Raw genomic sequence first — 26,489 nt, forward strand, 5'->3', positions numbered from 1 at the left:
TCCCTCTATCACTTGCAAGAGGCGATCCGGATGTGGTGTGGAGGGCACATTCCGAACCGTCCGTCATTTCTTGACATCTTCAAGACTAGAGGGGCCGGCGGCTCCCGCCGGCCGAAATCAGTGAACGGACGATGAACAATCCGCAATCAATGCCTACGTCGTTTTCGGGTTCCCGCGCGTAGTTTGGCGACTCCCGGTCTCTCCCCCACCCGCTTCGCGGGAGCCCCCTCGTCAGAGGGGGCCTGAAAGGCGAAGGCCTGCCGAAAGGCAGGCAAGACAAATCGCGCGTGGCCGTGAGGTCACGCGGCCGGCTTGTCGATCTTGTAGCCGAGGCCGCGCACGGTGGTGAGGTACTTGGGGTGGCTCGGGTCCTCCTCGATCTTGGCGCGCACGCGCTTGACGTGCACGTCGAGCGTCTTGGTGTCGCCCACATAGTCGGAGCCCCAGATGCGGTCGATGAGCTGGTGGCGGGTCATGACGCGCCCCTTGTTCTGCAGCAGGTATTCGAGCAGCTCGAATTCCTTGAGCGGGAAGAACACGTTCTCGCCGCGCACAGTGACCTGATGCTGGCCGACCTGCATGGAGATGTCGCCGCACACGAGCGGCAGGTCGTCGGCCCCCGCGCCGTCGCCCGAGCCGGAGGGCTGCTGGTTGCGGCGCATGACGGCGCGGATGCGCGCGAGCAGCTCGCGGAACGAGTACGGCTTGGTCACATAGTCGTCGGCGCCGAGCTCGAGACCGACGACCTTGTCGATCTCGGTGGATTTGGCGGTGAGCATGATGATCGGCACGCGGCTCTGTTCGCGGATGCGGCGGCACAGCGCGGTGCCGTCGATGCCGGGGAGCATGAGGTCGAGCAGCACGAAGTCGATGCCGCCCTTGGTGAACAGTTCGAGCCCCTCCTCGCCGGTCGCGGCGGCGGAGACGTCGTATCCTTCCCGCGTAAGCTGGTATACCAGCGGTTCCCTGTAGGATTCCTCGTCTTCCACGATGAGAATGCGCGTCATGATCACCTTTCCCCTGTTTTGTTACGTGGACAATCCTAGTCGTTCGCCCACGGTTCATCCGCCTCCAATCTCGACTACGTAATAATCACGCGTCAGTTTCGGCTTCATTCCCGTCTTTATGCGTATCAGAGACGCTGACATCATCACTGACTACGTTTTTTGAGGCGCTCGCTTCCCGATCTTCCGCAGCATCCGCGGCATCCGAGCCGCCCGCGTCGAGCGGCGTCTGGTCCGCGTCAAGCGGCAGCTCGATCGTGAACGTCGAACCCTCCCCCTCATGCGACCACACGGACACGGTGCCGCCGCAGTCGGCGACGCAGTGCTTGACGATGGCGAGGCCGAGCCCTGTGCCGCCGGTGGCCCGCGAACGCGCCGGGTCGACCCGGTAGAAGCGTTCGAAAATGCGGTCGAGGGATTCGGCGGGGATGCCGATGCCCTGGTCGATGACGCGGATGCGCACCTTGCCGTCGCGCGCGCCCACGGCGATGCGCACGGTGGTGTGCTCGGGCGAATAGTGGATCGCGTTCTCGACGAGGTTCTTCACGGCGGTGGTGATCGAATCCTCGTCGCACGAGACGATCGCGTCCCGCTCCCCCGGCGCGGCGGCGTCGACCGGCACCTGCACGCCGTCGTAATGCAGTTCGAGCGCGATGTGCCGCCCGTCCGCCTGCACCTGGTTCTCGGCGATGGCCTTGCGCGCGACGGCGAGCACGCCGAGACGCTTCGGATCGAGCATGCCGGTCGCGTCCTGTGCCTTCTGCAGGTCGATGAGGCGGTGGACGAGTTCGGTGAGCCGCGTCGACTCCTTGGAGACGCGTCCGGCGAAGTAGCGCACGGCGTCCGGATCGTCGGCGGCGTCGCCGATCGTCTCGGCGAGCAGGGAGATCGCGCCGGCCGGCGTCTTGAGTTCGTGCGAGACGTTCGTCATGAAGTCGCGTCGCATCGCCTCGAACCGGCGCTGCTCGCTCATGTCGCTCAGCAGGACCGCGTACAGGTCGTCGCCGATCGCGCTCACCCTGAGCCTCAGGTAGCGGATGTTCGACGGCATCGTCTTGCCTGCCTCGACGCCGCGGCCGGAGTTGCCGTTCGCGCCGGCCATCGTGTGCACGCCCTCGATCGGCAGCTCGATCTCGCGTTCGCGCGTCTTGCCGTCCGCGGCGACGCGCGCGAGGATGCCGAGCGCGTCGTCGTCCGCGAGATGGCGCGACTCGTTCATGCCGAATTCCGCGGCGTCCTTCGTCATGTACCGGATGTCGCCTTCGCCGTCGACGAGGATCACCGCCTCGGGGATCGCCGCGACGAACGCCTCCTCACGTGCGCGCACCGACGGTTCGCCGCCGAACAGCACGTCGCCGGGGCCGAGCGGGGCGGCGACGTGCGGGCGCGTCTCGCGCCCCACGCGCTCGCCGCGCTCCATGCCGTCGCGCCAGGCGGCGATCGCCGCGACCGCCGCGACAAGCGCGACCAGAACGAGCACCTGCCACCAGACCATGGTCCACCTCACTGCCGGAAGGCCGGCGGCGCGCGCGACGGGACGTCGGCGCGGCCGCCGGCTGAAAACGTTTGCCCTTCCAGACTAACTGGAGAACACGTAGGTTACACGCCAGGCTACGTAAGTTCAGCGGATGTTCATCTTCCCGGAAAGACGACGTCATGAAAAGCGGGCCGCGACGACCTCACATGCGGCGCAGGATGTCGACGGCGAGAGTCGCGGCGGTGTCCGCGTACTCGCTGATGTCGAACTCCTTGAACACCTCGTAGTCGGTGTCCGCGTTGTCGGACAGAGCGCGGATGACGAGCGCGGGCACGTCGTTGCGCGCGGCGACCTGCGCGACCGCCGCGCCTTCCATCTCGACCGCGTCGGCACCTGTGTCGTGGATGACGCGGCTCACCTGCTCGGGCGAGTCGACGAAGTAGTTGCCGGAGGCGATGATGCCGGCGATGTGCTTGGTGCCGGCCGCGTCAAGCGCCTCGTCGGCAATGTGGAGCAGATGGTCGTCGGAATGGAATTCGGTGACGGGCGCGTCGGGCGTGCCGGGCTTCCACTGGCCGACGAGGCGCATGTCGGTGTCGAGGAAGCGCAGCGTGCCGCCGAGCACGACATCGTTGACGTGCAGTTCGCGGTTGAGGTTGCCGGCGATGCCGGAGAAGATGACGGCGTCCGGCGCGTACGTGCTGATGAGATGCTGCGTGGTCGCGGCGGCGGCGACGAGTCCCATGCCGCCCACGGTGGCGACGACGGTGAGCTCCTCGCCCTTGTTCGTGGCGATCGTGCCGCGAGTGACGTCGAGGCTGGCGGCATGGTCGTGTTCGACGTGCCCGAGGGCGGCGGCGATGAGCGCCACCTCCTCGTCCAGCGCGCCGATGATCGCGATGGTCCTGGTGGATACCGCCGCGGCGGACGCGATATGCTTGCCGGTCATACGAAATCTCCCCTATGCTCGATGTGCGTTTCCGCAACCGAGCATAGGGGAGATTATGGTCAGATCTCTCTCCGCGCCCCCTTCAGGGGGAGCCGGCGGCGAAGCCGACTGAGGGGGTGTGGATCGGATGGGCTCAGGCCTCGTAGTCCTTGTCCTTGCTCTCCTTGATGAGGAACAGGGCGACGAGCGCGAGGGCGGCCATGATGGCCATGTACCAGCCGACGGACACGACGGAGCCGGTCGACTGCACCAGGGCGGTGGCGATGGACGGGGCGAACGCGCCGCCGAGGATGGCCGCGAGGTTGTAGCTCAGGCCCGCGCCGGAGTAGCGCACGTTGGTCGGGAAGAGCTCCGGCAGGTAGGCGCCGCACGGTCCGAACAGGCAGCCCATGAGCGCGAAGCCGACGCACAGGAACACCATGACGGTGACGACGTTGTGCTGCAGCAGATGCATCGCGAACAGCGAGAAGACGAACGTCAGGGCGGTGGTGGTGATGAGCACCTTCTTGCGGCCGATGCGGTCGGAGTAGACGCAGGAGATGAGGATGAAGATCGCGAAGAAGACCACGGAGGTCATCTGCATGGCGAGGTACTCGTTCTGCGTGAACGCCGGCTGCATGACCTTGACGCCGTAGCTCAGCGACCAGGTGCCGAGCACGTAGAACAGCGTGTAGGTGATGCCCATGGCGAAGGTGCCGAGAAGGACTTCCTTCCAGTACGGCACGAGCGAGCGCAGCGGGTGCTTGACGACGCGGTCGTTGGCGACGGCCTTGCGGAAGATCGGGGTCTCGGTCATGCGCAGACGCACATACAGGCCGATGGCGACGAGCACGGCGGAGCACAGGAACGGGACACGCCAGCCCCAGGCCTGCATCGTCTCCGGGCCGAGCGTGGAGTCGAGCAGCAGGTTCAGGCCGTAGGCGCAGAAGAAGCCGATCGGGGCGCCGAGGTTCGGGAACGAGCCGTACAGGGCGCGCTTGTGGGCCGGGGCGTTCTCGGTGGCGACGAGGGCGGCGCCGGACCATTCGCCGGCGAGGCCGACGCCCTGGCAGGCGCGGCAGATGCACAGGATGATGATGGCGAGCACGCCCAACTGGTCGTAGCTGGGCAGGCAGCCGACGAGGAACGTGGAGATGCCCATCGTCATCAGCGCGACGACGAGCGTGGTCTTGCGGCCGATCTTGTCGCCGAAGTGGCCGAACAGCATGGAGCCGAACGGGCGGGCGAGGAAGGACACGGCGAACGTGAGGAACGCGAGCATGGTGCCGATGGCCGGGTTGGCCTTGGTGGCGGCCGGGAAGAAGATCGCGCCGAAGTAGCTGGCGGACGCGATGGAATAGCAGTAGTTGTCGTAGAACTCGATGGCGGTGCCCACCATCGATGCGGCGATGATCTCGGGAACGGAGTCCTTCTTCGCCGAGGTTGCCGTGGATGCGACTGCGGTTGCGGACATGATGTGATGTAACCCCTCTTGAATGAATCTCTCGGATTCATCCCCGCGGGCCATGCGCGGTATGCGTCGCGCCGCGGGGAATCGGCAGGGTGCGCGGAGCGCGGGCTGGCGGCTTGTGGCTGCAGCGGCGTCCGCACACCGCTGTGCTGCCTATTGGTCTACTCGCCGTCCGGACCCCGCGGTGAGACTGCTCACATTGTGGACCACGTTCCATGTATTTTGGCTACCCCTCGGCATCACCAAGCTTCGGCTCCCCCTGACAGGGGAGCCGGCTCGATCGTGTACGAGAACCGGTTCGGCTCCCCTTGACAGGGGAGCTGGCGGCCGCAGGCCGACTGAGGGGTAGACCCCGGCCCCCCTCACCGCCAGCGGCGCGTGGCGACCGCTTCGGCGAGTTCACGCAGCAGCGTCTCCGTATCCTCCCAGCTCAGGCACTTGTCGGTGATCGACTTGCCGTAGACGAGCTGGTCGAGCGGCGCGGCCGGCTGGTTGCCGCCTTCGATGAAGCTCTCCATCATCACGCCGGTGATGCCCTGCTCCCCCGCGGCGATGCGCGCGGCGATCTCGCGCACCACCTGCGCCTGGCGATGCTCGTCCTTGCCGGAGTTGCCGTGCGAGCAGTCGACGATCACGCCGTGCGCGGCGGCGGAGTCGGCGGGCATGCGTGTGCGGATCGTCTCCAACGCGGCGGCGATGTCCTCGCGCGAGTAGTTCGGACCGGAACTCGCGCCACGCAGCACGACGTGGCAGTCGGGATTGCCGAGCGTCTTGACGACGGCGGCGCGGCCCAGATGGTCGATGCCGAAGAACGTGTGCTGCTGCGCGGCCGCGAAACAGGAGTCGGACGCGGCCTTGACCGAGCCGTCGGTCGCGTTCTTGAAGCCGATCGGCATCGAAAGCCCGCTCGCGAGCTGGCGGTGCACCTGGCTTTCGGTGTTGCGCGCGCCAATCGCGCCCCAGCTGACCGCGTCGGCGATGAACTGCGGGCTGGTCGGCTCGAGGAATTCGGTGGCGGCGGCGAGACCCTCGCCGAGCACGCCGAGCAGCGTCCTGCGCGCGAGCAGCAGTCCCTTGCGGATGTTGCACGAGCCGTCGATGTCCGGATCGTTGATGAGGCCCTTCCAGCCGACGGTGGTGCGCGGCTTCTCGAAGTACACGCGCATGACGATGAGCAGCTGGCCGTCGAGCTCGTCCTTGAGCTTGGCGAGACGACGCGCGTAGTCGAGCGCCGCCGCCGGATCGTGCACCGAACACGGGCCGACGACGACGAGCAGACGGTCATCCTGCCCGTACAGGCAGGCGCGGATCTCGTCGCGCGAATAGGCGACGATCTCCTGTGCCTCGGGGCCGAGCGGCAGGTCGGCGAGCACCTGGGCCGGGGTAGGCAGCACCTCGAACTCCAGCACGCGCCGGTTCACGATGCGGCTGACGCCGACCTGGTCCTCCCAGCGCGGCACGTCCGTGGCGACGAGCGGGTTCTTGCCCGCGTCCATCGCCTCGCGGATGGCCTTCAGATCCTCCGGCTTGTTGAGTGGCTGCTGTTGCTGCATGACGATCGCTTCTCCCTTGGCTCACATATCCAGTGCCCAAGGATAGCGGATATCGCCCGCGGCGGGAGAGTGCGGCGGATGGGTTCAGCGGGAGGCGCGACGGGCGGCGACCGCGTCGGCGAGCGTGTGCAGCAGCTCCTCGGTGCGGTTCCACGGCACGCAGGAGTCGGTCACCGACTGGCCGTAGACGAGCTGGTCGAGCGGCGCCGGCTTCTGATGGCCGGCGACGAGGAAGCTCTCCATCATCACGCCGAGGATGCCCGGCTCGCCTTCGGCGACGCGCTGCGCGATCTCCTCGACGACCTCGGCCTCGCGCACCTCGTCCTTGCCGCAGTTGCCGTGCGCCGCGTCGATGACGAGACCATGCTCGCTCGGGCCCGACGCCTTCGACTTCCTCAGGTCCTCCAACGCCTGGGCGACGGACGCCTTGTCGTAGTTGGGGCCGTGGTTCGAGCCGCGTAGCACGAGATGGCAGTCCGGATTGCCCTTCGTCTCCGCCGAGATGACGCGGCCGTCCAGGTTGATCGACAGGAAATGATGTTCGAACGCGGCCGCATAGCAGGAGTCGGCGGCCGGCTTGATCGAGCCGTCGGTCGCGTTCTTGAAGCCCACCGGCATCGACAGGCCGGAGGCGAGCTCGCGATGCACCTGCGATTCGGTGTTGCGCGCGCCGATCGCGCCCCAGCTGATCAGATCGCAGATGTACTGCGGGGTAATCGGGTCCAGCCATTCGGTCGCGGTGGGAAGGCCTAGGTTGAGCACGTCGGTGAGCACCTTGCGCGCCAGCCACATGCCCTTGCGGATGTTGAACCGGCCGTCGAGGTCCGGGTCGTTGATGAGGCCCTTCCAGCCGATTGTGGTGCGCGGCTTCTCGAAGTACACGCGCATGACGATGAGCAGGCGGTCGTTGAGCTCGCGGTTCACGGCGGCGAGCTTCTCCGCGTACTCGTGCGCGGCCTTCGGATCGTGGATCGAACAAGGGCCGACGATGACGAGCAGACGGTCGTCGCGGCCGTGCAGGACGTCGCGGATCTGCTGGCGGGAGGTGAGCACCAGTTCGCTCATCTCATCGGTGAGCGGCAGCTCCCTCAGGAACGCGCGCGGCGCGGGAATCGGGTCGAGCTGACGGATGTTGACGTCGACGGTCTCGGGAAAGACGGCCTGCTCCCCCAAACGACGCGCGTCCTCGGAACTGTCCGGACCACGAAGTGCTGCCATGCCGACTCTCCTTTCTTGACCATGAGTCATTCGATATATGCGCATGCGACATGCGATGCGCGATACGCGCCGCACCGTGCGGCGACCACTTCACTGTAGTGTGCCGTGCCCGAAATGCGAAACCGGCCGGCCGTTTCGTGGAACGGCCGGCCGGAAAGAAGTCGGGGACTCTTCGCTATGCCAAAGCGCCCATCGGATCCCATGCGGGCAGGGAGATGGCATCTTCTTCGAGGGCCTTAAGGTACTCCTCGGGCAGGAGCGCCTTGGGAACGGCGACCTCGTAGACGTACTCGGTGAACCAATCGTCGCTCATCGTGAAGTAGCCCTTGTCGGCGATCTTCGTACCCCAGGAGTTCTCGACGCGCCAGCGGCGGGTGGCGCCGTCCTCGGCGACGTCCACGCCGGCGAACGCCATCGCGTGGTTCATCGCGGAGTCGGCGAAGCGCACGCGCTCCTCCTTGTCGAGGTCGAAGTCGAAGTCGTAGATCGAACCGTATTCGAACAGGTCGGTGGCCCACGCGCCGGACTCGCGGTCCATGAACGGGTGGCAGTCGGCGCCGAACCACACCGGGATGCCCTGCTCGACGAGGATCTTCTTCACGCAGTCCTTCATGAACTGGTTCGGCACGTTGAGGTATTCGGTGGCGTCGCCGCCGGCCACGTTACCGAGGTGCTCGATGGCGATCTTGCGGCCCTTCGGGTGCTCCTTGCGCGGATCGTCGACGAGGCAGACGTAGCTCTCCAAATCGGCGGAGCCCACGTACTTCTTCCAGAACTCCTGCGGCGTGATCTCGCCGTCGCGGTGGAACTCGCCATCGGCGTCGGTCCACTCCCAATCGAAGGAGACCGGCGGCTCGCCCAGGTGGATGGTGAGGATGCGGTGGCCGGCGGCGCGGGCCTCGGTGATGACCTCGTCGATGCGGGCGTCCTCGCCGGCGGCCTCGGCGGCGAACATGCGGGCGACGGCGGTGTGCAGCATGTGGCGCAGCTGCGTGTTCATCGCGCCCGTGTTCTTCGAGGAGGCGGTCTCCGGGTAGAGGTCCTTCGGTACGGCACCATACTTCTTGTAGACGTTCATCGCCATCGTCCACTGGCCGCCGTCGCCCATCACGTCGGCGAGCAGGTGCTGGACGAGACGGGAGTCGGCGGGCTCGCCGGCGCGAACGAGGGCGGCCACGTCCTGCAGGAAGTAGTTGACGCGCTCGAGCTTGTCGTAGTACATCGCGTAGTTCTGGGAGAACTCGAACTCCTTGACGTTCAGGTTCTTCTTCGCGACGAAGCGGGCCACGTTCAGGGAGCTGAACAGCCAGCAGCGGCCGGAGTGGTCCTGGTGGGTGGCCTCGCCGTTGTCCACGACGGTGGAGAAGCGGCGCTGCAGCAGGCGCGCGCGATCGTAGTTCTTGGCAACGGTGTCGATGCCGGCGGCGGTCACCGCGTTCATCGCCATACGGTTGGTGCCGTCGGCGTCGAACTCCTCACGCAGGGTGTCCAACGCGTCGGTGCTCAACGGCTGCAGTTCAGTCATGTCCGATTATCTCCTTGATTTCCTTGTGGGCGGATAACAACCGGGACCAGCTTACTCGACGTATGGCGATGACGGAAACACGGGAGCCCCTGCATGCCGACCCGTCCCGGTCGGCATGCAGGGGCTCCTATCGCCGTCTGCTATTACTGCAGCTACTGCTGCTGCTCGGCGCCCTGCGCGTCCTGCGCGGCCGGCTGCTGCTGGTCGCCGGCGTCGCCGTCGGTGATCTCCGGGATGTCGTCGACCTCATCGGCACCGGCGGCGTTCCCGGCCGGGGCGTCGGCGGGCGCGGCGTCGCCGTCGGCCTGCTGGCCGTCGGCCACGGCGTTGTTCACCGGCACGTCCGGAGCGGCGGCCTGGTCGTTGAGGAATCCGGAGAACACGTTGGTGAACATGGAGCGCAGCTCGGTGACGCGCTGCGTGATCTGCGCCTCGCGCTGCTGCAGCTCCTTGATGTTCTTCTTGAGGCCGTCGAGCTCGACCTGCGCGGCGGTGCGGCGCTCCTCGATTTGGGTCTCGGCCTCCTCGCCGGCTTTCTTGAGGATGGCGGCGGCCTGGGCGTCCGCGTCGGAACGCTTGGCGGCGGCGTAGGAGTCGGCCTCCTCGCGCACGGTCTTGGCCTGGCTGATGAGCTTGTCGGCCTCGTCCTTGGCGGCGGTGCGGCGCTCCTCGAGGCTGTCGAGCAGCTCGCTGACCTTCTTGGTGGCCTCCTCCTGCTGGGCGGCGATGTCGGTGCGGATCTGCTCGACCTCGGCGTTCACCTGGCTCATGGTCTTCGTGCGGTGCACTTCGGCGTCGTCGGTGATCTCCTGCGCCTTCGACTTGGCCTCGTCGGTGATCTCGCCGGCCTTGCGCTGGGCGTCGGTCATCATCTTGGAGACCTGCTCGCGCACGTCGGCGAGCTTCTTGTTCGCCTCGGCGAGCGCCGCCTCGATCTGGTCGTTCGCCTCGGACTTGAGGCGGGAGAGCTCCTCGTTGGTGCTCTTGCGCTGGGCGGCGATCTGCGCGGTGGCGGTGGCCTTGAGGTCCGACAGCTCGCGCTCCTGCGAGGCGCGCTCGGAGGCGAGCTTCTTGTTGTGCTCCTCGCGGGAGTTGCGCAGTTCGAGTTCGACGGTCTGGCGCTGTTCAGTGACGTTCTTCGCGGTCTCGGCACGCAGCTGGGCGACGTCGTTGCGGGCGGTGGTGGTGATGGTCTCGGCCTCGTTGTTGGCCTGGTCGAGGATCGAGGAGGCCTTCTGGTTGGCGTCGCCGACGATGTGCTGGGCATCGAGCTTGGCGTTGTTGATGAGCGTCTGGGCCTGGGCCTGGGCGGCCTTGCGCGTGGTGGAGGCGTCGGCCTTGGCACGTTCGAGCAGTTCGGAGCAGGTCTGTTCGGCGGAGGCGAGCATCTGCTGCGCGTTGGCGCCGAGCGAGGCGAAGCTGTTCTTGGTGGGCTTGCGCTTCTTCTCCTCCTCCAGCTGCGCCTGCAGCTGCAGGATGCGGTCGTCGTCGGCCGCGATCTGCTCGCGCATGCCGGCGAGGGTGCGCTGCGCCTGACGCACGCGCTCCTGCGCGGCGGCGAAGGCCTCGTCCACCTTGTCCTTGTCGTAACCCCTCAACACGATCGGGAACTGATCCATGTCTGATCCTTTCGGCTCCATCACGTCGCTCTACCCTTGCCCTACGGGCATATCGAGCAAAATCGTATCCCATCGCGGCTGGGAACAGGCTGAACACGTCCGTAATGCACACAGCATCATCCATTTTCGTTCGATGCCGGCGCGTCACGCAACCGCGCACGTCACGCACGCACGCACCATGCGCACGTCACGCGATGAGGATCTCCTTGGAACTGGGCCGGCGGTAGTAGCGCACCGTCTCGCGCACCACGTCGCCGCCGGCGGCGACGAGCTGGCGCAGCGGCAGGCCATGCTGCGGGTGGGGCGACTCGTTGACGAGCGGGAAGCTCACGAATCCGGCGAGCACGCGCTCCTGCCCGTGCGCCCAGTTGAGCAGGTTGTAGAACAGCGAATTGCACACGAACGTGCCAGCGTCGGAGCTCAACGTCGCGGGGATGCCGTCGTGCGCGAAATCGGCGATGATCGCGCGCAGCGGCAGTCGCGTCCAGTAGGCGGCGGGACCGTCTGGATCGATCGGCCTGCGCCGCGGCGCCACGTTGTCGGCGTCCGGCTTGGCGGCGTCCATGAGATTGGTCGCGCAACGTTCCATCATCACGCCGCGTGCCGCGTGCTTGAGCCCGGTGGCGATGACGATGTTCGGCTTCGCCTCCTCGATGGCGGCGAGCAGCGTGGGCCACGCCTTGGCGAAGCTGACGGGCAGGCTCACCGCGCGGATGCTGAGTTCCACGTCGTCGAGCCCGTCGACGCCGCGTTCGGCGAGCAGTTTCGGAACCTCGTAGGACGGGTTGACGCGGACGTCGTCATAGTGGTCGAAGCCGGAGATCACGACACTGAGCTGTTGCATGGCACCCAGTGTACCCGTCCGCGGCCGGCCGGTCGCGCACGCGCACCGCCGCCGCGACGCCGCGACGCGCGACGCGCGCTCAGCGGCGGTGCATCTGGGCGGCGGCGCCGGCGAACATGGCGTGCATGCGCGCCTTCGCCTCCTCGCGCGTCATGTGGTGCGTGAGGTCGGCGGCGATGCGCTCGGCGACGGGGATGTCGGCGAGCGTCGTGATCTTGAGGTTCGTCTCGCTGCCGGCGACGATCGCGACCGGCTCGTCGGGCATGTAGTCGACGACGACGCGCGTGTCGTCGGTCGGATGGAAGTCCGGGTCGGCGGCGGCCAGCTCGTAGGCGTGGCGGATCGTCGCGAAACGGAACGACTGCGGCGTCTGCGCGCGGTACGTGTCCGGACGGTCCGGCACGCTCGCGACGACCTTGCGGTCGCCGAGGTCGCGCGTGAGCAGCACGGTGTCGGTGGACGCGAACGCGACGGTCGCGGCGCGGAACTCGTCGAGCGCGTCGATCGAGCCGTCGATCGACTCCTGCGAGACGAACGGGCGCACCGCGTCGTGGATGAGGATCTTCGCCTCGTCGGGGATGCCGGCCGCGGCGAGCATGTCGAGCGCGGCGGCCGTGCTGTCGACGCGCTCCTCGCCGCCGTCGATGACGACGCGCACCTTGCCGTAGGCGGCCTCGCCGATGAGCCGCTCCACCTCGCCGCGCACCTTCGGGTTGACGACGACGACGATGTCGGTGACGCGCGCGCACCGCTCGAACGCCTCGATGCTCCAGCACACGATCGGCTTGCCGCCGACGGAGACGAGCTGCTTGGGGTTGTCGGGGTCGAATCGCGTGCCGAATCCGGCGGCGAGCACCACCGCCACGACGGGCGCGGGCTGGTTCATATTCTCTCTCTCAGTCATAATGCCTCCACCGTAGAACGCGCCCCGGCACGGTGACGGAAATCACACGCGCATCTGCACGGAATATCCGCCGGACGCGGGGCGCGGGGCGTTATGCGGGACGACGGCTCAGTGGCGCACGATGAGCGCGAGGAGACGGCCCTCGTGACGCTTGCCAGCCTTCGCGGCGCGGCGATGCGAGTACCACAGCGGATTCTCGAGCGTGCACATGCTGTGGCGGATGGCCGCGATGCGCGCGGACAACTCGGTCGGACCTTCGCCGTCGGCGCGGCACAGTTCGGCGAGTTCGGCGTCCTCCTCCAGGTATTCGGTGGCGGCGTGGATGCGCGGCATCGAATCGACGATGCGGTGCACGCCGGCGAACGCGAGGTCGATGCGCGCGGCCTCGGCGATGTCGATGCCGGCGCCGCCGAAGCGCGTCGCGGTCTTGGTGAGCGGGAAACGCTTGACGAACGTGTCGGCGATCTCGTCGCCCACCTCGTAGCAGTCACCGCAGATGCACGGGCCGAGCGTGGCGACGATGTTCTCCGGTTTCGCGCCCTTGGCGGCCATCAGGTCGACGGTCGACTGGATGACGCCGCGTTCGAGGCCGCGACGGCCGCAGTGGGCGGCACCGATCACACCGCTCACGGGGTCGGCGAACAGCACGGGCAGGCAGTCGGCGGCGAACATGCCGAGCGCGACGCCGGTCTGTGCGGTGACCTGGCCGTCGGCCTCGACGACGTGCGGCGCGGCATCGGCCGCTGCGGCGGACGGCTCGGTCGGCGTGGTCGGTTCGGTCGGCTCGCCGGTCGCTTCGGCGGCGGCCTCGCCGGTGCGTGTGCCGGAGACGTCGAAGCCGAACGGCGTGTTGATCTCGAACGCCTCATCCACGTCGACGGCCTTGCCGGAGTGGACCTGCGAGACGAGCGAGAGGCGTGCGCCGACCGCCTCGGCGAGCGCGATGCGGTTCGAAAGGACGGCCTCCGGGTCGTCGCCGGACTTGCCGCCGAGGTTGAGGTTGCCGAAGTCGCCGGTCGAGAGTCCCCCGAGGCGCGTCGTGTAGACGACGGTCACGCCGGGCGCGAGCGCGATCGGGATGGTGACGGGGATGGGGCGGCCCGCCTTGTCGGTGGAGCTGATCTGGTTCGAGTCGAGGATCGTCTCGTCGATTTCACTCATGATGGTGTCTCCTTGGGGTGGGTACCCCTCGCAGGCGGGTCCGCTGTCGATTTCCCCGGTTTTCGGGATCGGACTTCGTTGCGAGGGGTGCATGGTCATTCGGCCTTCAGCGTGGGTTTCTTCGTGCGCGAGCGGATGGCCGCGTTCTCGGGCACCTCGTGCGGGCATGGCAGCGAGAACACGTGCGCCGGGTTGTTGATCGCGGCGACGGGCACGCCGTCCGCGTCCTCGAGCCCGGTGCCGGGCACCGTGTAGGCGAGCGGGGCCTCGCCGGGCAGCAGGAATTCGACCTCCTGGCCGGGTTCGATCTTGTTGCGGCTCATGATGGTCGCGCGGCCGCCGCGTTCCGGGCTCCACGAGAGCACTTCGCCGACGACCATCCACGCGCGGAAGTAGGCGGAGCGGTTGGTGTTCTGCGTCACCTTGCGCTCCGGATAGTAGAAGCCGGTGGAGTAGTCGCGGTGGGCCACCTTGTCGGGTTCGTCGAGCAGCCAGCCGGGCAGTTCGACGTGCGGCGCGGGGCGGCATTTCGCGTGGTGCCAGCCTTCGGGCAGCACCTCCTCGCGCGTGTTCGACTTGCGGCGGGCGGAACGGGCCTTGTAGCTCAGCTGGTCGAGCTGCGCGCCGCCGGCGGAGCGGGCGGCCGCGTCCTCGGTCCTGGACGGCGCGACGGCGGAGGCGGGGGCGTCTTCGGAGTCGCCTTCGACCGGCGGCTCGCCGGGAACGCCGGCGAACGCGCGGTCGGCGTTCTTCTCGATCGCGTCGTCGGCGGTGCTCGCGAAATCAGGGTCGCCGGGGCGGATCACGCGGTCGCGGAACGGCTTGACGACGTCGCCGTCCGCGGTCTCGAAGCCGCGCTGAACCATGTATTCGTTGACGGCGGTCTTGTACGCGTTGGTCATCGCGGCGATGTAGTACGCGGATTTCGAACGGCCTTCGATCTTGAGGCTGGTGGCGCCGGAGTCGATCAGGTCGTCGATGTGGTCGAGCATGCACATGTCCTGCGAGTTGAACAGGTACGCGCCCTCCTCGGTCTGTTCGATCGGGAAGTACTGGCCGGGACGCTTCTCCTCGACGATCGAGTACTTCCAGCGGCAGGGCTGCGCGCACTCGCCGTGGTTGCCGTCGCGGCCGGTCAGGTAGTTGGAGAACAGACAGCGGCCGGAGAACGCCATGCACATCGCGCCGTGCACGAAGCATTCGATGTCCATGTCGTCGGGGATGCGCGCGCGGATGTCGCGCACGGCCTGCAGGTCCATCTCGCGGGCGAGCACGACGCGGCGCGCGCCGAACTCGTAGAGCGCCTGCGCGGCGCCGTAGTTGGTGACGCCGGCCTGGGTGGAGACGTGCAGCTCGACGTCGGGGGCGATCTGGTGGGCCATCATCATCACGCCGATGTCGGTGACGATCATCGCGTCGATGCCGGTGCCCTTCAACTGGCCGATGTAGTCGCGCATCGCCTCGACCTCGGCGTTGCGGGGCAGCACGTTGAGCGTCACGTAGACGCGGCTGCCGCGCTCGTGCGCGTAGCGAGCGCCCTCCTCGAAGTCCTCGAGGCTGAGGTTCCTGGGGGCGCTGCGCATGCCGAACGCCTTGCCGCCGCAGTAGACGGCGTCCGCGCCGTAGTCGACGGCGGTCTTGAGTCCGCGCAGGTTGCCGGCCGGGGCGAGCACTTCGGGCTTGCGGCGCATGCGCAGGGGGTTGTTGCCATTCGTATTCATCACCCCAACAGTGTAGCGGCCCGCTGGGAGACGGATCGGGGCGGACACGGGGCGGCGTCAGAGGACGGCGAGGGCGAAGTCGACGAGAAGTTTGACGCCATAGAGGGCGATGACGCCGCCGCACACGCGGTTGAGGATATCGATGATCTTCGGGCTGAACTTGTGGGCGAACGCGTTGACGACGAGTGTGACGCCGAGGAACCACAGCACGGAGGCGGTCTCCACGCCGGTGATGAACGGGGTCGTCTGCCCGGCGTGCAGCGTGGCGGCGAACGCGCCGAGCATCAGCGTGCCGTCGATGATGGCCTGCGGGTTGAACCAGGTGACCGCGCAGGCGGTGCCGATCGTGTCGATGAGTCCGCGTGCGCCGAGACGGGCGGCGGGATGGGCGGTCTCCGGACAGCCGGCCGGCGCGGATGAGCGGCCTGCGGCCGGACCACCCTCACCCGCTTCGCGGGAGCTTCCGCCGGCGGGAGCGGAGACGGCGGTGCGTTCGGTAGTGCGACGCTTGGGGAGGACGAGGCCGAGGCCGATGCGGATGACGACGAGCCCGCCGAGACCGAGCACGATGTTCTCCAGCCACGGGTGCGCCTGCATGAGCGCGCCCACGCCGAAGAAGCAGGACAGGCTCAGCGCCATGTCGAAGCAGATGACGATGAGCGCGGTGATGAGCGCGTTGCGGCGCGTGCGCGTCAACGCCGAATTGATGACGAACAGGTTCTGCATGCCGATCGGCGCGATGTACGCCAATCCCATCGTGAGCCCTTGAATATACAGTCCCATCCTCGCTCCTCGTTCCCTCGGCCGGTACCCGCGTCACGCGCGGTTCCACCCGTTTCTCGGCTCCCCTGGTCAGGGAGCCAGTGGCCGGTACCCGCATTACGCGCGGTTCCACCCGTTTCTCGGCTCCCCTTGTCAGGGGAGCTGGCGGCCGCAGGCCGTCTGAGGGGTAGTCACGGCAGCCCCTCAACCGGCTTTTTGGTTTTGGCTGGGCAATCCACACCCAGCCAAAACCAGCCAAACACAATTCAGCCAACCAGCCATATGCGAATCACATGCCATGCAATCCGCATCATTCCAATACCGTTGCCATATCCTACGCAACCGATTACACTTGGCAACCAGCCAAGGCAAGCATTTACCACCCAACCAAACACCCCCTCAGCCGGCCTGCGGCCGCCAGCTCCCCCTGAAGGGGGCGCGGAATCCGCCTCCCCCACCGGCCCACGGCCGGGGTCTCTCCCTCCGTCATCGCTGCGCGATGCCACCTCCCTCGTCAGAGGGAGGCAAGGAGGAACATCCACACCCGACAAGCCACCAAGGAGCCGCATATGCCGCGTACCACGCCGCTCGACATCGACTGGGCCCCGGACCGCACGAGTCCCACGCCCGTCACCGAGCAGATCGTCGACTACATGTGCGGGCGCATCGCCTCCGGCGCGTGGCCGATCGGCGCGAGGCTGCCCAGTCAGCGCGCGTTGGCCGAATCGTTCGGCGTGAACCGGTCCACCATCATCGCGGCCGTCCAGGAGCTCGCCGACTACGGCATCGTCGAAGGCAGGCACGGGGCCGGCACGCGCATCGCGAGCAACACGTGGTCGCTGATGCTGCCCGGCGCGCCCGACTGGGCGGACTACGTCTCATCCGGATTCTTCAAGGCGAACAACGCGACCATCCAGACCATCAACCGGCTCGAATTCGACCGCACGAAGACGCGCCTGGGCACCGGCGAGATCGACCCACGGCTCTTCCCGCGCGACATGTGGCGGCGCGTGGCCGGCGAGGCGGCCGCCGAGATCGACGCGCTCGGCTACCCGCCGCCGGAGGGTCTGGACGTGCTGCGGGAGGCGATCGCCGCGCACATGCGCGACTGGGGCGTCGACTGCAGCCCCGGACAGGTGCTCGTCTCCTCGGGAGCATTGCAGGGATTGCAGATGATCTCGGTGAGCCTGCTGTCCGCCGGATCGACCGTCTACGCGGAGGCGCCGAGCTACATCAAGTCGCTGCAGGTGTTCCAGTCGGCGGGCATGCGGCTCGCCGGCGTGCCGATGGACGGCGACGGTCTCGACGTGGACGCGCTGGACGGACTGTTGTCCGCCGCGACGGAGACGGATGCGCCGGCCGGACCTCAGCGGATGGCGAAACGCGACGAGCGCGCCGGCGACGCCGTCCTCTATACGATTCCCACGAACCACAATCCGACCGGCGTGACGATGCCCGAGAATCGCCGACGCGCGCTTATCGACGCGTGCGTGGCGCACCGGCTGCCGATCATCGAGGATTGCGCGTATCAGGATCTCGTCTTCGAGGGGTCCACGCCGCGCGCGCTCAAATCCTATGACGGGACGGGCATGGTGATCACGCTGGGCAGCGCGTCGAAGGCGCTCGCACCGGGATTGCGCATCGGATGGATCGTGGCCGACGAGCGGATCGTGCACCGGCTCGCGGATGTGAAGATGCAGATGGACTACGGCGCGAGCACGCTCAGCCAATGGGTGTTCGCACGGTTCCTGACAAGCGGGCTGTACACGGAGTATCTGGGGCGTCTGCGCGCCGAACTGCGCCGCCGGCGCGACGCGGCGCTGGAGACGCTGGAACGGCTGTTCGCCGGGCGCGCGCATTGGAACGTGCCGCACGGCGGGTTCTACATCTGGCTCACGTTCGACGAGCCGGTGCGTATGGGACGGCTGTTCCAGCAGGCCGCCGAGCGCGGCGTGCTGCTCAATCCGGGCGACATCTACGATTTCGAGGGCGACAACGCCCTGCGCCTGAGCTACGCCTACACCACCCCGGAGGAGTTCGCCGGGGCGGCGCAGGTACTGGCCGGATTGGTATGAGACCGGCAATCAGCCGAGCTTGGCCATCTCGTCCGGGGTGAGTTCGAGCTGGTCGGCCTTGAGGGAGTCGAGAATCGTCTCGGGGCGATGGGCGCCGGGGATGACGAACATGTGGTCGCCCTTGGCGAGCTCCCACGCGAGCGTGACCTGCTGGTAGCTCACGCCGTGCGCGGCCGCGACCTCGCGGAACGGGTCGAACTTGGATTCGTCGTACGGGTGGCGGTAGCCGCCGAGCGGGCTCCAGCACACGAACGCGAGGCCCAGCTTCGCGCAGTAGTCGAGCGTGTCCTGCGTCTCCAGATGGATCGGCGAGTACTGGTTCTGCACGGCGACGAGCTTGTCGCCGAGGATCGAACGCGCGATGTCGATCTGTTCGATCGACGCGTTGGACACGCCGGCCACGCGGGCCACGCCCTCGTCGACGAGCTGCTTGAGCGCCTCGACGGACTCGTTGTACAGCACCTCCGGATCGTGGCGGTGCAGGTAGAGCAGGTCGATGGTGTCGACGCCGAGCGCCATCGCCGACTGCTTGCCGTATTCGATGAGATGCTCCGGCTTGCCGTCGCGCGGCCAGACCGGCTTGTCGCCCTCCCATGCGCGGCGCAGACCGATCTTCGTGGCGACGGTCACCTCGCTCTTCGGCCCCTTCCACGTGGCGAGCGCCTCGCGCACGAGCTTTTCGCCGGTCTGTTCCTCCTCGCCGGGCGTGTAGTAGGCCCACGCGGTGTCGATGTGGCGGCAGCCGGCGTCAAGCGAGGCGTGCAGCGTTTCGATGCCGACCTCGTGCCCGCGGTTGTTCTCGATGGTCAGCGGCATCTCGCCGTGGCCGATCGCGGTGGTGGAGAATGGTCCCAGATTGCGGTACAGCGCCATGGTGCGCTCCTTCCTTGCGTTCCCGTCTTGGCTGGTCGTCGTCGCGCCCGTCACGCCTCACGTTCTCTCGTTGGCCGTGAGGCGGCGGACGCGCGTCATGCCGGTTCCAGCGTAGGCATCCGCGTGGATTTCACCGTGGATCTCACCGTGGATCTCACCGGCCTCCGAACGATCCGCCGCCGGAACCGCCGTCCGTCCCGTCGAACCCGCCGCTTCCGGCATCGCCGACGTCGCTCCCGATGCCATCGGAACCACCGCCGGAACCACTGCCCGATGATGACGACGTCGACGACACTGCCGATGACGCCGCCCAAATCGCGACGGCGACCCTGGCGAGCTGATCGCGCAGCTGCGCGCCGATGCCGCCGATGGCCCCGGACGCCCCGGCGAACCCGTGCATCACCTTGCCGGAGACTCCCATGGCCGTCGCGTACACGAGCAGACGGTCCCGGAACGCCGCATCGGCGGCGTCACGATCGGCGGAGTCACGATCGGCGGAACCGCCGGAATCCTCCAGATAGCGGTAGAGCCCGTACACCCGGCGGGCGTACCGACGTCCCTTGCGGGTGAGGGTCTCGTCGGGGCAGATCGTCACCGCGGCGACGGCAATCGCGATCGACGGGACGACGAACATGGCCGCCGATACGGGATCGCCGGTGACGTTCCAGGCGACGATCGCCGCGACCACGCCGTACAGTCCGGTGACGGCGGCGAGCGCGCCGACGATTCGCCCGGAACGTTCCGAAGCGCCGAGACGTCGGCATTCGCGCCTGCAGGCCCGCTCGTAGTCGTCGAGCAGTCCGGATCCGTCCTTCCAGGTACGGCAGACGGCGCACATCTCGTCCAGGTCGAACGTGTCACGGTCCAGACGTCCGGCGACGCCTTCCAGCAGGAGCAGCGCCTTGTCTTCGTACGGGCGCAGGTGCGGTCCGTCGTGACGCTCCCGGCGCGGCGACGGGATCGTGATGGTCACGGCCTGCGCCGGACCGGTGCGGAGTTCGATCGCTTCCCTGCGCGCGAGGTCGAGGATGGTGGCCGCCAGGCGACGCCCTTCGGGCATGCCCTTCCCCGGCAGCCCGAGGATCTCGGCGATGCGTGCGGCGCCGATCGGACTGATATCCGGCGGCTCATGCACATACGTGAGGTCCGGCGCGGTGGTGTCATCGGGTCCGCCGGATCCGCCGGGCATGGGATGAAGCGAACGGAGCAGCGCGCGCAGCGCGAACGCCGTCATGACGATGGCGAGCGCCGCGCCGATCGCCGCGACCACGCCCCATGTCGTCGCCTTACGCCGCTGACGGTCGTGCCATTGCCGTTCCCGCTCGCTCTCCTCCCGTTTGAGCGAGGGCAGCTGCGCCCAGTCATCGTGCCGTATCCAGGTGCCGACCGGCCTGTATTGGCTGCCGCGCGTGCCGTGGGAGGTGTCCCGGGCCACGTCGGCGTCGTAGGCGACGACCATGTCGAGAGGCCGCCCGGCCTTCACGTTGCGCACGGCGAACCGCAGGGTGCCGTCCGTGTCGCGCGACATCTCCGAGACTCCCGCGGAGTGGAACCACCCCCATGAATCCGACGCGCGGGCGCCTTCGGGGAAGCGTATGGTTCCGGTCACCGTGCCGATGGGGATCGTGTTGTCAATGGATATCGGCTCCCATTGGAAGGACGCGACGTCCTGGTAGAGGGTGGCGGTGCCCACGAGGGTCATCGTCACGTCGAAGCGCATGCTGCGCGCCTTCACGGTGGTGGGGATGTTCCATCCGATCTCCACGGTCTTGGTCGGCGAGTCGTCGAGGCCGTGCACCTTGGCGTAGTCCTGATACGCCGTGGGGTCGTCGTAGATGGGGAGTCCGTCGCGGCCGGGCGTGTACGCCTGCGGGCCGGTGTTCGTCCATGGGGCGTCCGTGTCGGCGATGTACCAGCGCCCGGCGTGGTAGCGGTCCCATCGGGCGTCGGCGGAAATGTCGGTCGGCGAGATCGGATCCTCCTGCGTGTACGTCTGGCCGGTATCGGCGTCGCGCACGGAGATGTCGGTGATGTCCGTCAGATCGAAACTGTTGATCTCGTAGCGTTGGAAGAGCTGTCTCCACGGATCGTCGCCGTCGCGCTTGTCGAGCCTCACGTCGATGTGCTGCGTGACCTTGAGGTCGCCGTTGGGTTGCACCGCCATCTCGTAGTCGAGACTGCGGTAGCCGATCGGCGAGGTCCGGACGGCGAAGTGGACGGATGCGAACATCACGGCGAAGACCAAGGCCCCCGACGATGAGGCCGCCGACCAGCGCGCCGCCGATCCGTCTTCCGACGGACCGCCGCATCGTCCTGCCATGTCGTGTCGCCATGTCCCGTCGCCCCCGATCTTCGAGATTCCATGCCCGTACGCCATCATCCCACCGGTACGGCGTGTCCCGTCGCATCCGTTCATATCCCGCGGCATCCCGTCGCTGCGCATCACGTCGCGGCGTTCCGCATAGCATCCCGTCGCTGCGCATCACATAGCGGCGTTCCGCGAATCAGCGACCACCGGAGGAGCCGCCGCCCGACCCGCCGCCGCCTCCGCCGAAACCGCTTCCACCGCCGCTCCCGCCGAAACCGCCGTCGGAGGACGGCGCCGCGGCCGAGATCGTGGAGGAGACGGACGCGAATCCGGAGCTCAGCTGCGAACCGATGTCGCCCAGACCGGCCGCGAACGAGTCGCCGCCGAACATGAAGCCGCCGGAGCCCGGCCCGCCGAATCCGTCCGCACCGATGGGGGAACCGGACGTGCCGGACGTGTCCGCACCGTCATGGCGGCTCCGCCACCGGTACGGACGGTAGCTCCAATACCAGAGGGAGCCGGAACCGTTCGCGTCGAGCCAATCGGGGTCGGCGACCTCGGGGTATGCCTTGGCGAGTTCGGCCACCATGCGCCGGGAGATGCCGAACGCTGCCGCGTACACCATGTACCAGTCCCATAGGGCCAGGTCGGCCGCGCCGCGGTCGGTGAAGTCGGAGAAATCCTCCATATAGCGTTTGAGCCCCAGGCATCTGCCGCCGAGGTCCTGGCCGCGCGCGGTGAGCGTGAGGGGCGCGCTGGCCAGGAACGTGAACACGCCGGTGAAGAACGACGGGGTGCCCACGCACAGCTGCACGGCGATGTTCGAGGTGAGGACCGGGGTGACGAGCAGCGCGCAGCCGAGAAGCACGAGGAGGATGCCGGGCGTCGCGTAGCTGGGAACGGTCGACCGGGTGGCGTCGAGCAGGATGAACTCGCTTTCCGTGGCTGCGGCGAACCCGCCGAGCGGCTTGTAGCCGTCCTTCCATTTCCTGCAGGCGGCGCGCATCTGCATGAGATCGAACACCGGGCCTCCCACGCGGTAGGAGATGGCGATGAGCAGGTCCAGGCAGGCGGATTCGGAGCGGCACAGGCCGAGCCCCGGACGCCCCGCGCCGAGTGCGGCGGGCAGGATGACGATGGTGCTGGTGGAGCGCGCGGCGTTGATCCTGCCCAGGTCGGCGCCGATCATGCGGGAGATGCCGACCGCGTCCGCCCGGCTCAGATCGATGCCGCGGTACAGGTCGGCGGAACCGGGGTAGATGGCGATGGCCTTCTTCACGGCGAGCGCCATCACGGTCGCAGCGAGCGCACGGTTGTCGGTCTTCCCCGTCTTGCCGGACGGGGGCGTGTCGACCGCGTCGATGAGGCGGGCGGCGCAGGCGGGGCTGACGCCGGGAGGATCACGCCAGTATTCGATGGAGCCGTGGTAGCCGGCGAGACGGCGCGTGCGGAACACGGCGGCGAGCGCCCATGCGATGAGCGCGACGGCCGCGAGCGCGAGGCCCGCCCATGTGGCGAGGCGGAGTCGGGCGGCGCCGCGTTGCCGGTCTCGCCATGCCTGCTCCTTGGCTTTCTCGTCCGCTTTGAGCCGGGCGAGCCCGATATGGGAATCGGAGCGTTTCACGGTGCCGGCGTGCTCGGAATCGTAGGCGGCGACGACGTTGATGTAGCCGCCGGCCTTGAGGTCGTGGACGGTGAAGCGGAGGGTGCCGTCATCGGTGAGGCCTTCGGCGTCCGTATTGGTCCCGCTGACGCTTTCGGTGTGCAGCCAGCTCCATGCGTCGGCTTTCGTGACGCCTTCGGGGAACCGCACCACGCCGGTGATGACGCCGGCGGGCACCTGGTTGCTGGTTTCGATGGGCTCCCATTGGAAGGTGGTGACGTCCGGGTGCTTCGTGGCGACGTCGTGCATGGTGAACGAGACGTCGAATCTCAGACTGTCGGTCTCCTTGACGGCGGGGATGTTCCAGCCGATCTCGATGGTCTTGGGCGCGCCGTAGCCGGTGGCGAGCCCGTCCTCCCCGGGTTCGTAGGGCTGCGGGTCGTCGGCGCCGTCGGTCACGTCGGCGATGTACCAGTGGTTCGCGTATTCGATGTCCCACGTGCCGTCGCCGACAAGGTCGGGGTTCCGCGGTTCGATGCGCGTGTAGGTCTCGCCGGTAGTGGCGTTGCGCACGCTGATGTCCGTGATGTCGGTGAGCTTTTCCGGGTCGAGCGTGTACTGCCAGTAGAGCTGCTTCCAGCGTTTGGTGTGGCCGTCCTCGTCCTCGCGCGCCTTGAGCTTGTAGTCGAGGTGCTCGACGACCTTGAGGTCGCCGTCGGCGGTGGCGACGGCCGTGTAGTCGATGGTCCGGTAGCTCATCGTCGCGCCGTCGACGCCGCCGACATGGCTGATGACGAGGATGCCCACGAGGACGGCCGTGGCGATCAGCGCGCCGAACACGGCGTTGATCAGTCGTCTGCGCATCGTCGTCCACCTCCTTTCACGAGCTTGTCGCCCCGTTCCGTACGGCCGCCGGTCAGAACCTCACCTGCGGCACGGCGCGGCTCGCCTCGTCGGCGGCGAAGTACTGCGCCTGCGTGAAGTGGAAGAGTCCCGCGATGATGTTGCTCGGCACAGTCTCGATGCGCGTGTTGTACTTCATCACCACGTCGTTGTAGAACTGGCGCGCGTACGCGATCTTCTGCTCGAGCGCCTGCAGCTGGTTCTGGAGGTTCACGAAGTTCTGGTTGGCTTGCAGCTGCGGATATGCCTCGGCCGTGGCCGTAAGGTTGAGCAACGCGCGCGACAGCTGGTTCTCGGCGGCGGCGCGTTGGGCGATCGTGGCGCCCGGGGCCGCGGCGGCCATCGCGCCGGCGCGTGCGGCCGTCACCTGCGTGAGCACGCCGGACTCGTGCGCCGCATACCCCTTCACCGTTTCGACGAGGTTCGGGATGAGGTCGGCGCGCTGCTTCAGCTGCACGTCGATCTGCGCCCAGCCGTTGCCGACCCGATTGCGCAACTGCACGAGGCCGTTATAGGCGGCGATCGTCCACGCGACCAGTCCGATGACGACCGCCAGAATCACCACCACAATCACTATCGCCACCGCTGCACCGCCCATGGCCCGCTCCTTCGCTCGGGGGACACGGCCGCACCCACGCGCCCATGTCCCGCAAATCGTCCGCGATCATCCGTAACCGCTTGCACCCATTCTTCCACGCCCCGCAACAAACCGGTAGATATCCACCGGTCATCGCCCCGCCCGGCGTGTCACCGCCGACCACACTCCCATGGTGCGGCAACACATAATCTCCATAACGGCGGAATACCAACGTTTCCCGCCACCGCACCATGAGCGGTTCACCGCACCATGGGGTTTTCGCCGCACCATGGGCCCGGAGCGCGGGGGGATTCCCCGCGTGGAGAAGCGTGAGGGGCATGCGGGCACGGTTCTTCCTATGGGCGGCTATCAACCCCTGCGATTCCGCGGATTCCCGCCGACCACGCGCACTCGCGCGGGAGACGCGCGGCTGGTAAACCGAAACCATGACCTCAGATCTCGTACATCATGGCGAATCCTTCGACGGCACGCCCCTCGGGTTCGCGACCAAATCCATCCACCTCGGCAACGGGGTCGACGCCGAGACCGGCGCGATCCGCCGCCCGATCACGCTGGCGAACGCCTACGCGCTGCCCTACGACCCCTCCGACATCAACTGGTCCAGCTCCGACGTGAACCTGTACACGCGCAACGGCCATCCGAACCAGCGTTATCTGGAGGCGAAGCTCGCGAACCTGGAAGGCACCGAGGACGCGGTCGTGCTCGCTTCCGGCGTCGCCGCCCTCGCCGCCACGTTCACCACGCTGCTGAACCGCGGCGACCACGCGATCTTCTCCGACACGACGTACATCGCCGCCTACCGTTTGCTCAACCAGATCCTGCCGGAGAAGTACGGCATCGAGACGTCGATCGTCGACACGTCCGATCCGCGGAACATCGAACGCGCGATCCGCCCGAACACGAAGCTCGTGCACATCGAGACGCCCGCCAACCCGACCCTCAAGGTCACGGACATCGAGGCGGCGGCCAAGCTCGCGCACGACGCCGGCGCGCTGCTGTCCGTCGACAACACGTTCAACTCGCCGTTCAACGTGCGCCCCGCCGACCTCGGCGCGGACATCATCATCGAAAGCCTCACCAAATACATCAACGGGCACGGCGACGCGCTCGGCGGCGCCATCGCCACCCGCAAGGAGCTCACCGACCAGATCCGCTTCACCTACCAGGTGAACTACGGCGGCATCATCTCGCCGTTCAACGCGTGGCTCATCAACCGCGGATCCGTCACGCTGCCGTTGCGCATGCGCCAGCACAACGCGTCCGCGCTGGCCATCGCGAAGCATCTGGAAAGCCTGCCGCAGGTGCGGTTCGTCGCCTACCCGGGACTCGAATCGCATCCGCACCACGACGTGGCGGCGCGACAGCTCGCCCGCCCGGACGCGGGCTTCGGCGGCGTCCTCTCGTTCGGACTTGACACCGACCATGACGGGCACAACCGGTTCGTCAGCAAGCTCAACGTAATCACGTCCGCCGTCTCGCTCGGCCATGACGAAAGCCTCATCGTGTTCCTCGGCGAGGACGACGAACGTCAGTACCTGTACCCGGAGGAGTTCCATCGCGGATTCTTCCGCCTGGCCGTGGGCCTCGAAGACACCGACGACCTCATCCGCGACATCGACCACGCCCTCGCCGAGGCCGGGCTGTAGCGCGGTCGACATACGCGGGAGAACAAACGAGGGGTGGATGCCGGTCCACATATGGGTCGGCATCCACCCCTCGTTTTGCGTTCAGGTCTCTCCCCCAGTCAGACTTCGTCTGACAGCCCCCTCGTCTGAACCGCACCCTGATTGTTGGACTGAAGTAATTCGGATTCGATGATTGGAGGTGCGGTTTCTCATGTCCGGGAATCGCAGGCGTCGTTATGACGATGGTTTCATGCGGCTCGTCGTTGGTGTCTTCCATGAGGGCCATGGCTATAAGGCCGCGGCGCGCCGGCTTGGCG

Annotated in this window: 19 protein-coding genes; 2 read left to right on the plus strand and 17 right to left on the minus strand. The window is 67.5% G+C overall.

All coding sequences use genetic code 11. The features are described from left to right. Nucleotides 1-299: 299 nt before the first annotated feature. The 13 genes from AC1AYP_RS09815 to AC1AYP_RS09875 form a co-directional block, all read right to left on the minus strand. On the minus strand, nucleotides 300-1,007 hold the full coding sequence (locus AC1AYP_RS09815) for a response regulator transcription factor (protein ID WP_476547736.1): 708 nt from the start codon (nucleotides 1,005-1,007) through the stop codon (nucleotides 300-302). A gap of 85 nt (nucleotides 1,008-1,092) precedes the next feature. Further along, a complete protein-coding gene (locus AC1AYP_RS09820; protein WP_476547737.1) occupies nucleotides 1,093-2,499 on the minus strand; it encodes a sensor histidine kinase in 1,407 nt (468 codons plus the stop codon). Nucleotides 2,500-2,683: 184 nt separating this feature from the next. Next, nucleotides 2,684-3,430, minus strand: a complete 747-nt coding sequence (gene mtnN, locus AC1AYP_RS09825) for a 5'-methylthioadenosine/S-adenosylhomocysteine nucleosidase (protein ID WP_476547738.1) — start codon at nucleotides 3,428-3,430, stop codon at nucleotides 2,684-2,686. A gap of 133 nt (nucleotides 3,431-3,563) precedes the next feature. After that, nucleotides 3,564-4,883 (minus strand): MFS transporter, encoded by a 1,320-nt coding sequence (locus tag AC1AYP_RS09830; RefSeq protein WP_476545085.1) that lies wholly within the window; start codon nucleotides 4,881-4,883, stop codon nucleotides 3,564-3,566. Between the two features lie 359 nt (nucleotides 4,884-5,242). After that, a complete protein-coding gene (locus AC1AYP_RS09835) occupies nucleotides 5,243-6,433 on the minus strand; it encodes a 3-deoxy-7-phosphoheptulonate synthase (protein WP_476545084.1) in 1,191 nt (396 codons plus the stop codon). Nucleotides 6,434-6,517: 84 nt separating this feature from the next. Further along, nucleotides 6,518-7,651, minus strand: a complete 1,134-nt coding sequence (locus AC1AYP_RS09840) for a 3-deoxy-7-phosphoheptulonate synthase (RefSeq protein ID WP_476547739.1) — start codon at nucleotides 7,649-7,651, stop codon at nucleotides 6,518-6,520. Nucleotides 7,652-7,826: 175 nt separating this feature from the next. Then, a complete protein-coding gene (locus AC1AYP_RS09845; RefSeq protein ID WP_476547740.1) occupies nucleotides 7,827-9,176 on the minus strand; it encodes a C1 family peptidase in 1,350 nt (449 codons plus the stop codon). A 152-nt stretch (nucleotides 9,177-9,328) separates the two neighbouring features. After that, complete coding sequence (locus tag AC1AYP_RS09850) at nucleotides 9,329-10,795, minus strand: cell division protein (RefSeq protein WP_476547741.1); 1,467 nt, start codon at nucleotides 10,793-10,795, stop codon at nucleotides 9,329-9,331. A gap of 187 nt (nucleotides 10,796-10,982) precedes the next feature. Further along, nucleotides 10,983-11,639, minus strand: a complete 657-nt coding sequence (locus tag AC1AYP_RS09855) for a pyroglutamyl-peptidase I (protein ID WP_476502846.1) — start codon at nucleotides 11,637-11,639, stop codon at nucleotides 10,983-10,985. 79 nt (nucleotides 11,640-11,718) lie between these two features. Then, nucleotides 11,719-12,543 carry an IspD/TarI family cytidylyltransferase gene (locus tag AC1AYP_RS09860; protein ID WP_476502847.1) on the minus strand — a complete coding sequence of 275 codons (825 nt, stop codon included), beginning with the start codon at nucleotides 12,541-12,543 and terminating at the stop codon, nucleotides 11,719-11,721. A gap of 108 nt (nucleotides 12,544-12,651) precedes the next feature. Then, on the minus strand, nucleotides 12,652-13,704 hold the full coding sequence (locus AC1AYP_RS09865; protein WP_476502848.1) for a purine nucleoside phosphorylase YfiH/LACC1 family protein: 1,053 nt from the start codon (nucleotides 13,702-13,704) through the stop codon (nucleotides 12,652-12,654). A gap of 95 nt (nucleotides 13,705-13,799) precedes the next feature. Next, the gene (locus tag AC1AYP_RS09870; RefSeq protein WP_476502849.1) at nucleotides 13,800-15,425 is read right to left on the minus strand and encodes a peptidase U32 family protein; all 1,626 of its coding nucleotides are present in this window, start codon (nucleotides 15,423-15,425) and stop codon (nucleotides 13,800-13,802) included. Nucleotides 15,426-15,482: 57 nt separating this feature from the next. Continuing rightward, nucleotides 15,483-16,208 (minus strand): LysE/ArgO family amino acid transporter, encoded by a 726-nt coding sequence (locus tag AC1AYP_RS09875; protein ID WP_476547742.1) that lies wholly within the window; start codon nucleotides 16,206-16,208, stop codon nucleotides 15,483-15,485. Between the two features lie 548 nt (nucleotides 16,209-16,756). On the opposite strand from AC1AYP_RS09875, the gene AC1AYP_RS09880 reads away from it, so the two are divergent. Beyond that, nucleotides 16,757-18,262, plus strand: coding sequence for an aminotransferase-like domain-containing protein (locus AC1AYP_RS09880; RefSeq protein WP_476547743.1), 1,506 nt, complete (start codon nucleotides 16,757-16,759; stop codon nucleotides 18,260-18,262). Between the two features lie 9 nt (nucleotides 18,263-18,271). Here AC1AYP_RS09880 and AC1AYP_RS09885 read toward each other — a convergent pair whose 3' ends face one another. The 4 genes from AC1AYP_RS09885 to AC1AYP_RS09900 form a co-directional block, all read right to left on the minus strand. Beyond that, a complete protein-coding gene (locus tag AC1AYP_RS09885; RefSeq protein ID WP_476547744.1) occupies nucleotides 18,272-19,135 on the minus strand; it encodes an aldo/keto reductase in 864 nt (287 codons plus the stop codon). 154 nt (nucleotides 19,136-19,289) lie between these two features. Then, complete coding sequence (locus tag AC1AYP_RS09890) at nucleotides 19,290-21,455, minus strand: DUF2207 domain-containing protein (RefSeq protein WP_476547745.1); 2,166 nt, start codon at nucleotides 21,453-21,455, stop codon at nucleotides 19,290-19,292. Between the two features lie 184 nt (nucleotides 21,456-21,639). Beyond that, entirely contained in the window at nucleotides 21,640-23,910 is a 2,271-nt protein-coding gene (locus AC1AYP_RS09895) for a DUF2207 domain-containing protein (protein WP_476547746.1), read from the minus strand. 52 nt (nucleotides 23,911-23,962) lie between these two features. Further along, nucleotides 23,963-24,547 (minus strand): LemA family protein, encoded by a 585-nt coding sequence (locus AC1AYP_RS09900; RefSeq protein ID WP_476502855.1) that lies wholly within the window; start codon nucleotides 24,545-24,547, stop codon nucleotides 23,963-23,965. A gap of 425 nt (nucleotides 24,548-24,972) precedes the next feature. Here AC1AYP_RS09900 and AC1AYP_RS09905 point away from each other — a divergent pair, with 425 nt between their 5' ends. Beyond that, entirely contained in the window at nucleotides 24,973-26,193 is a 1,221-nt protein-coding gene (locus AC1AYP_RS09905; RefSeq protein ID WP_476547747.1) for a trans-sulfuration enzyme family protein, read from the plus strand. The last annotated feature ends 296 nt before the right edge of the window (nucleotides 26,194-26,489 follow it).

This window comes from Bifidobacterium sp. LH_424 (genome assembly GCF_056356895.1).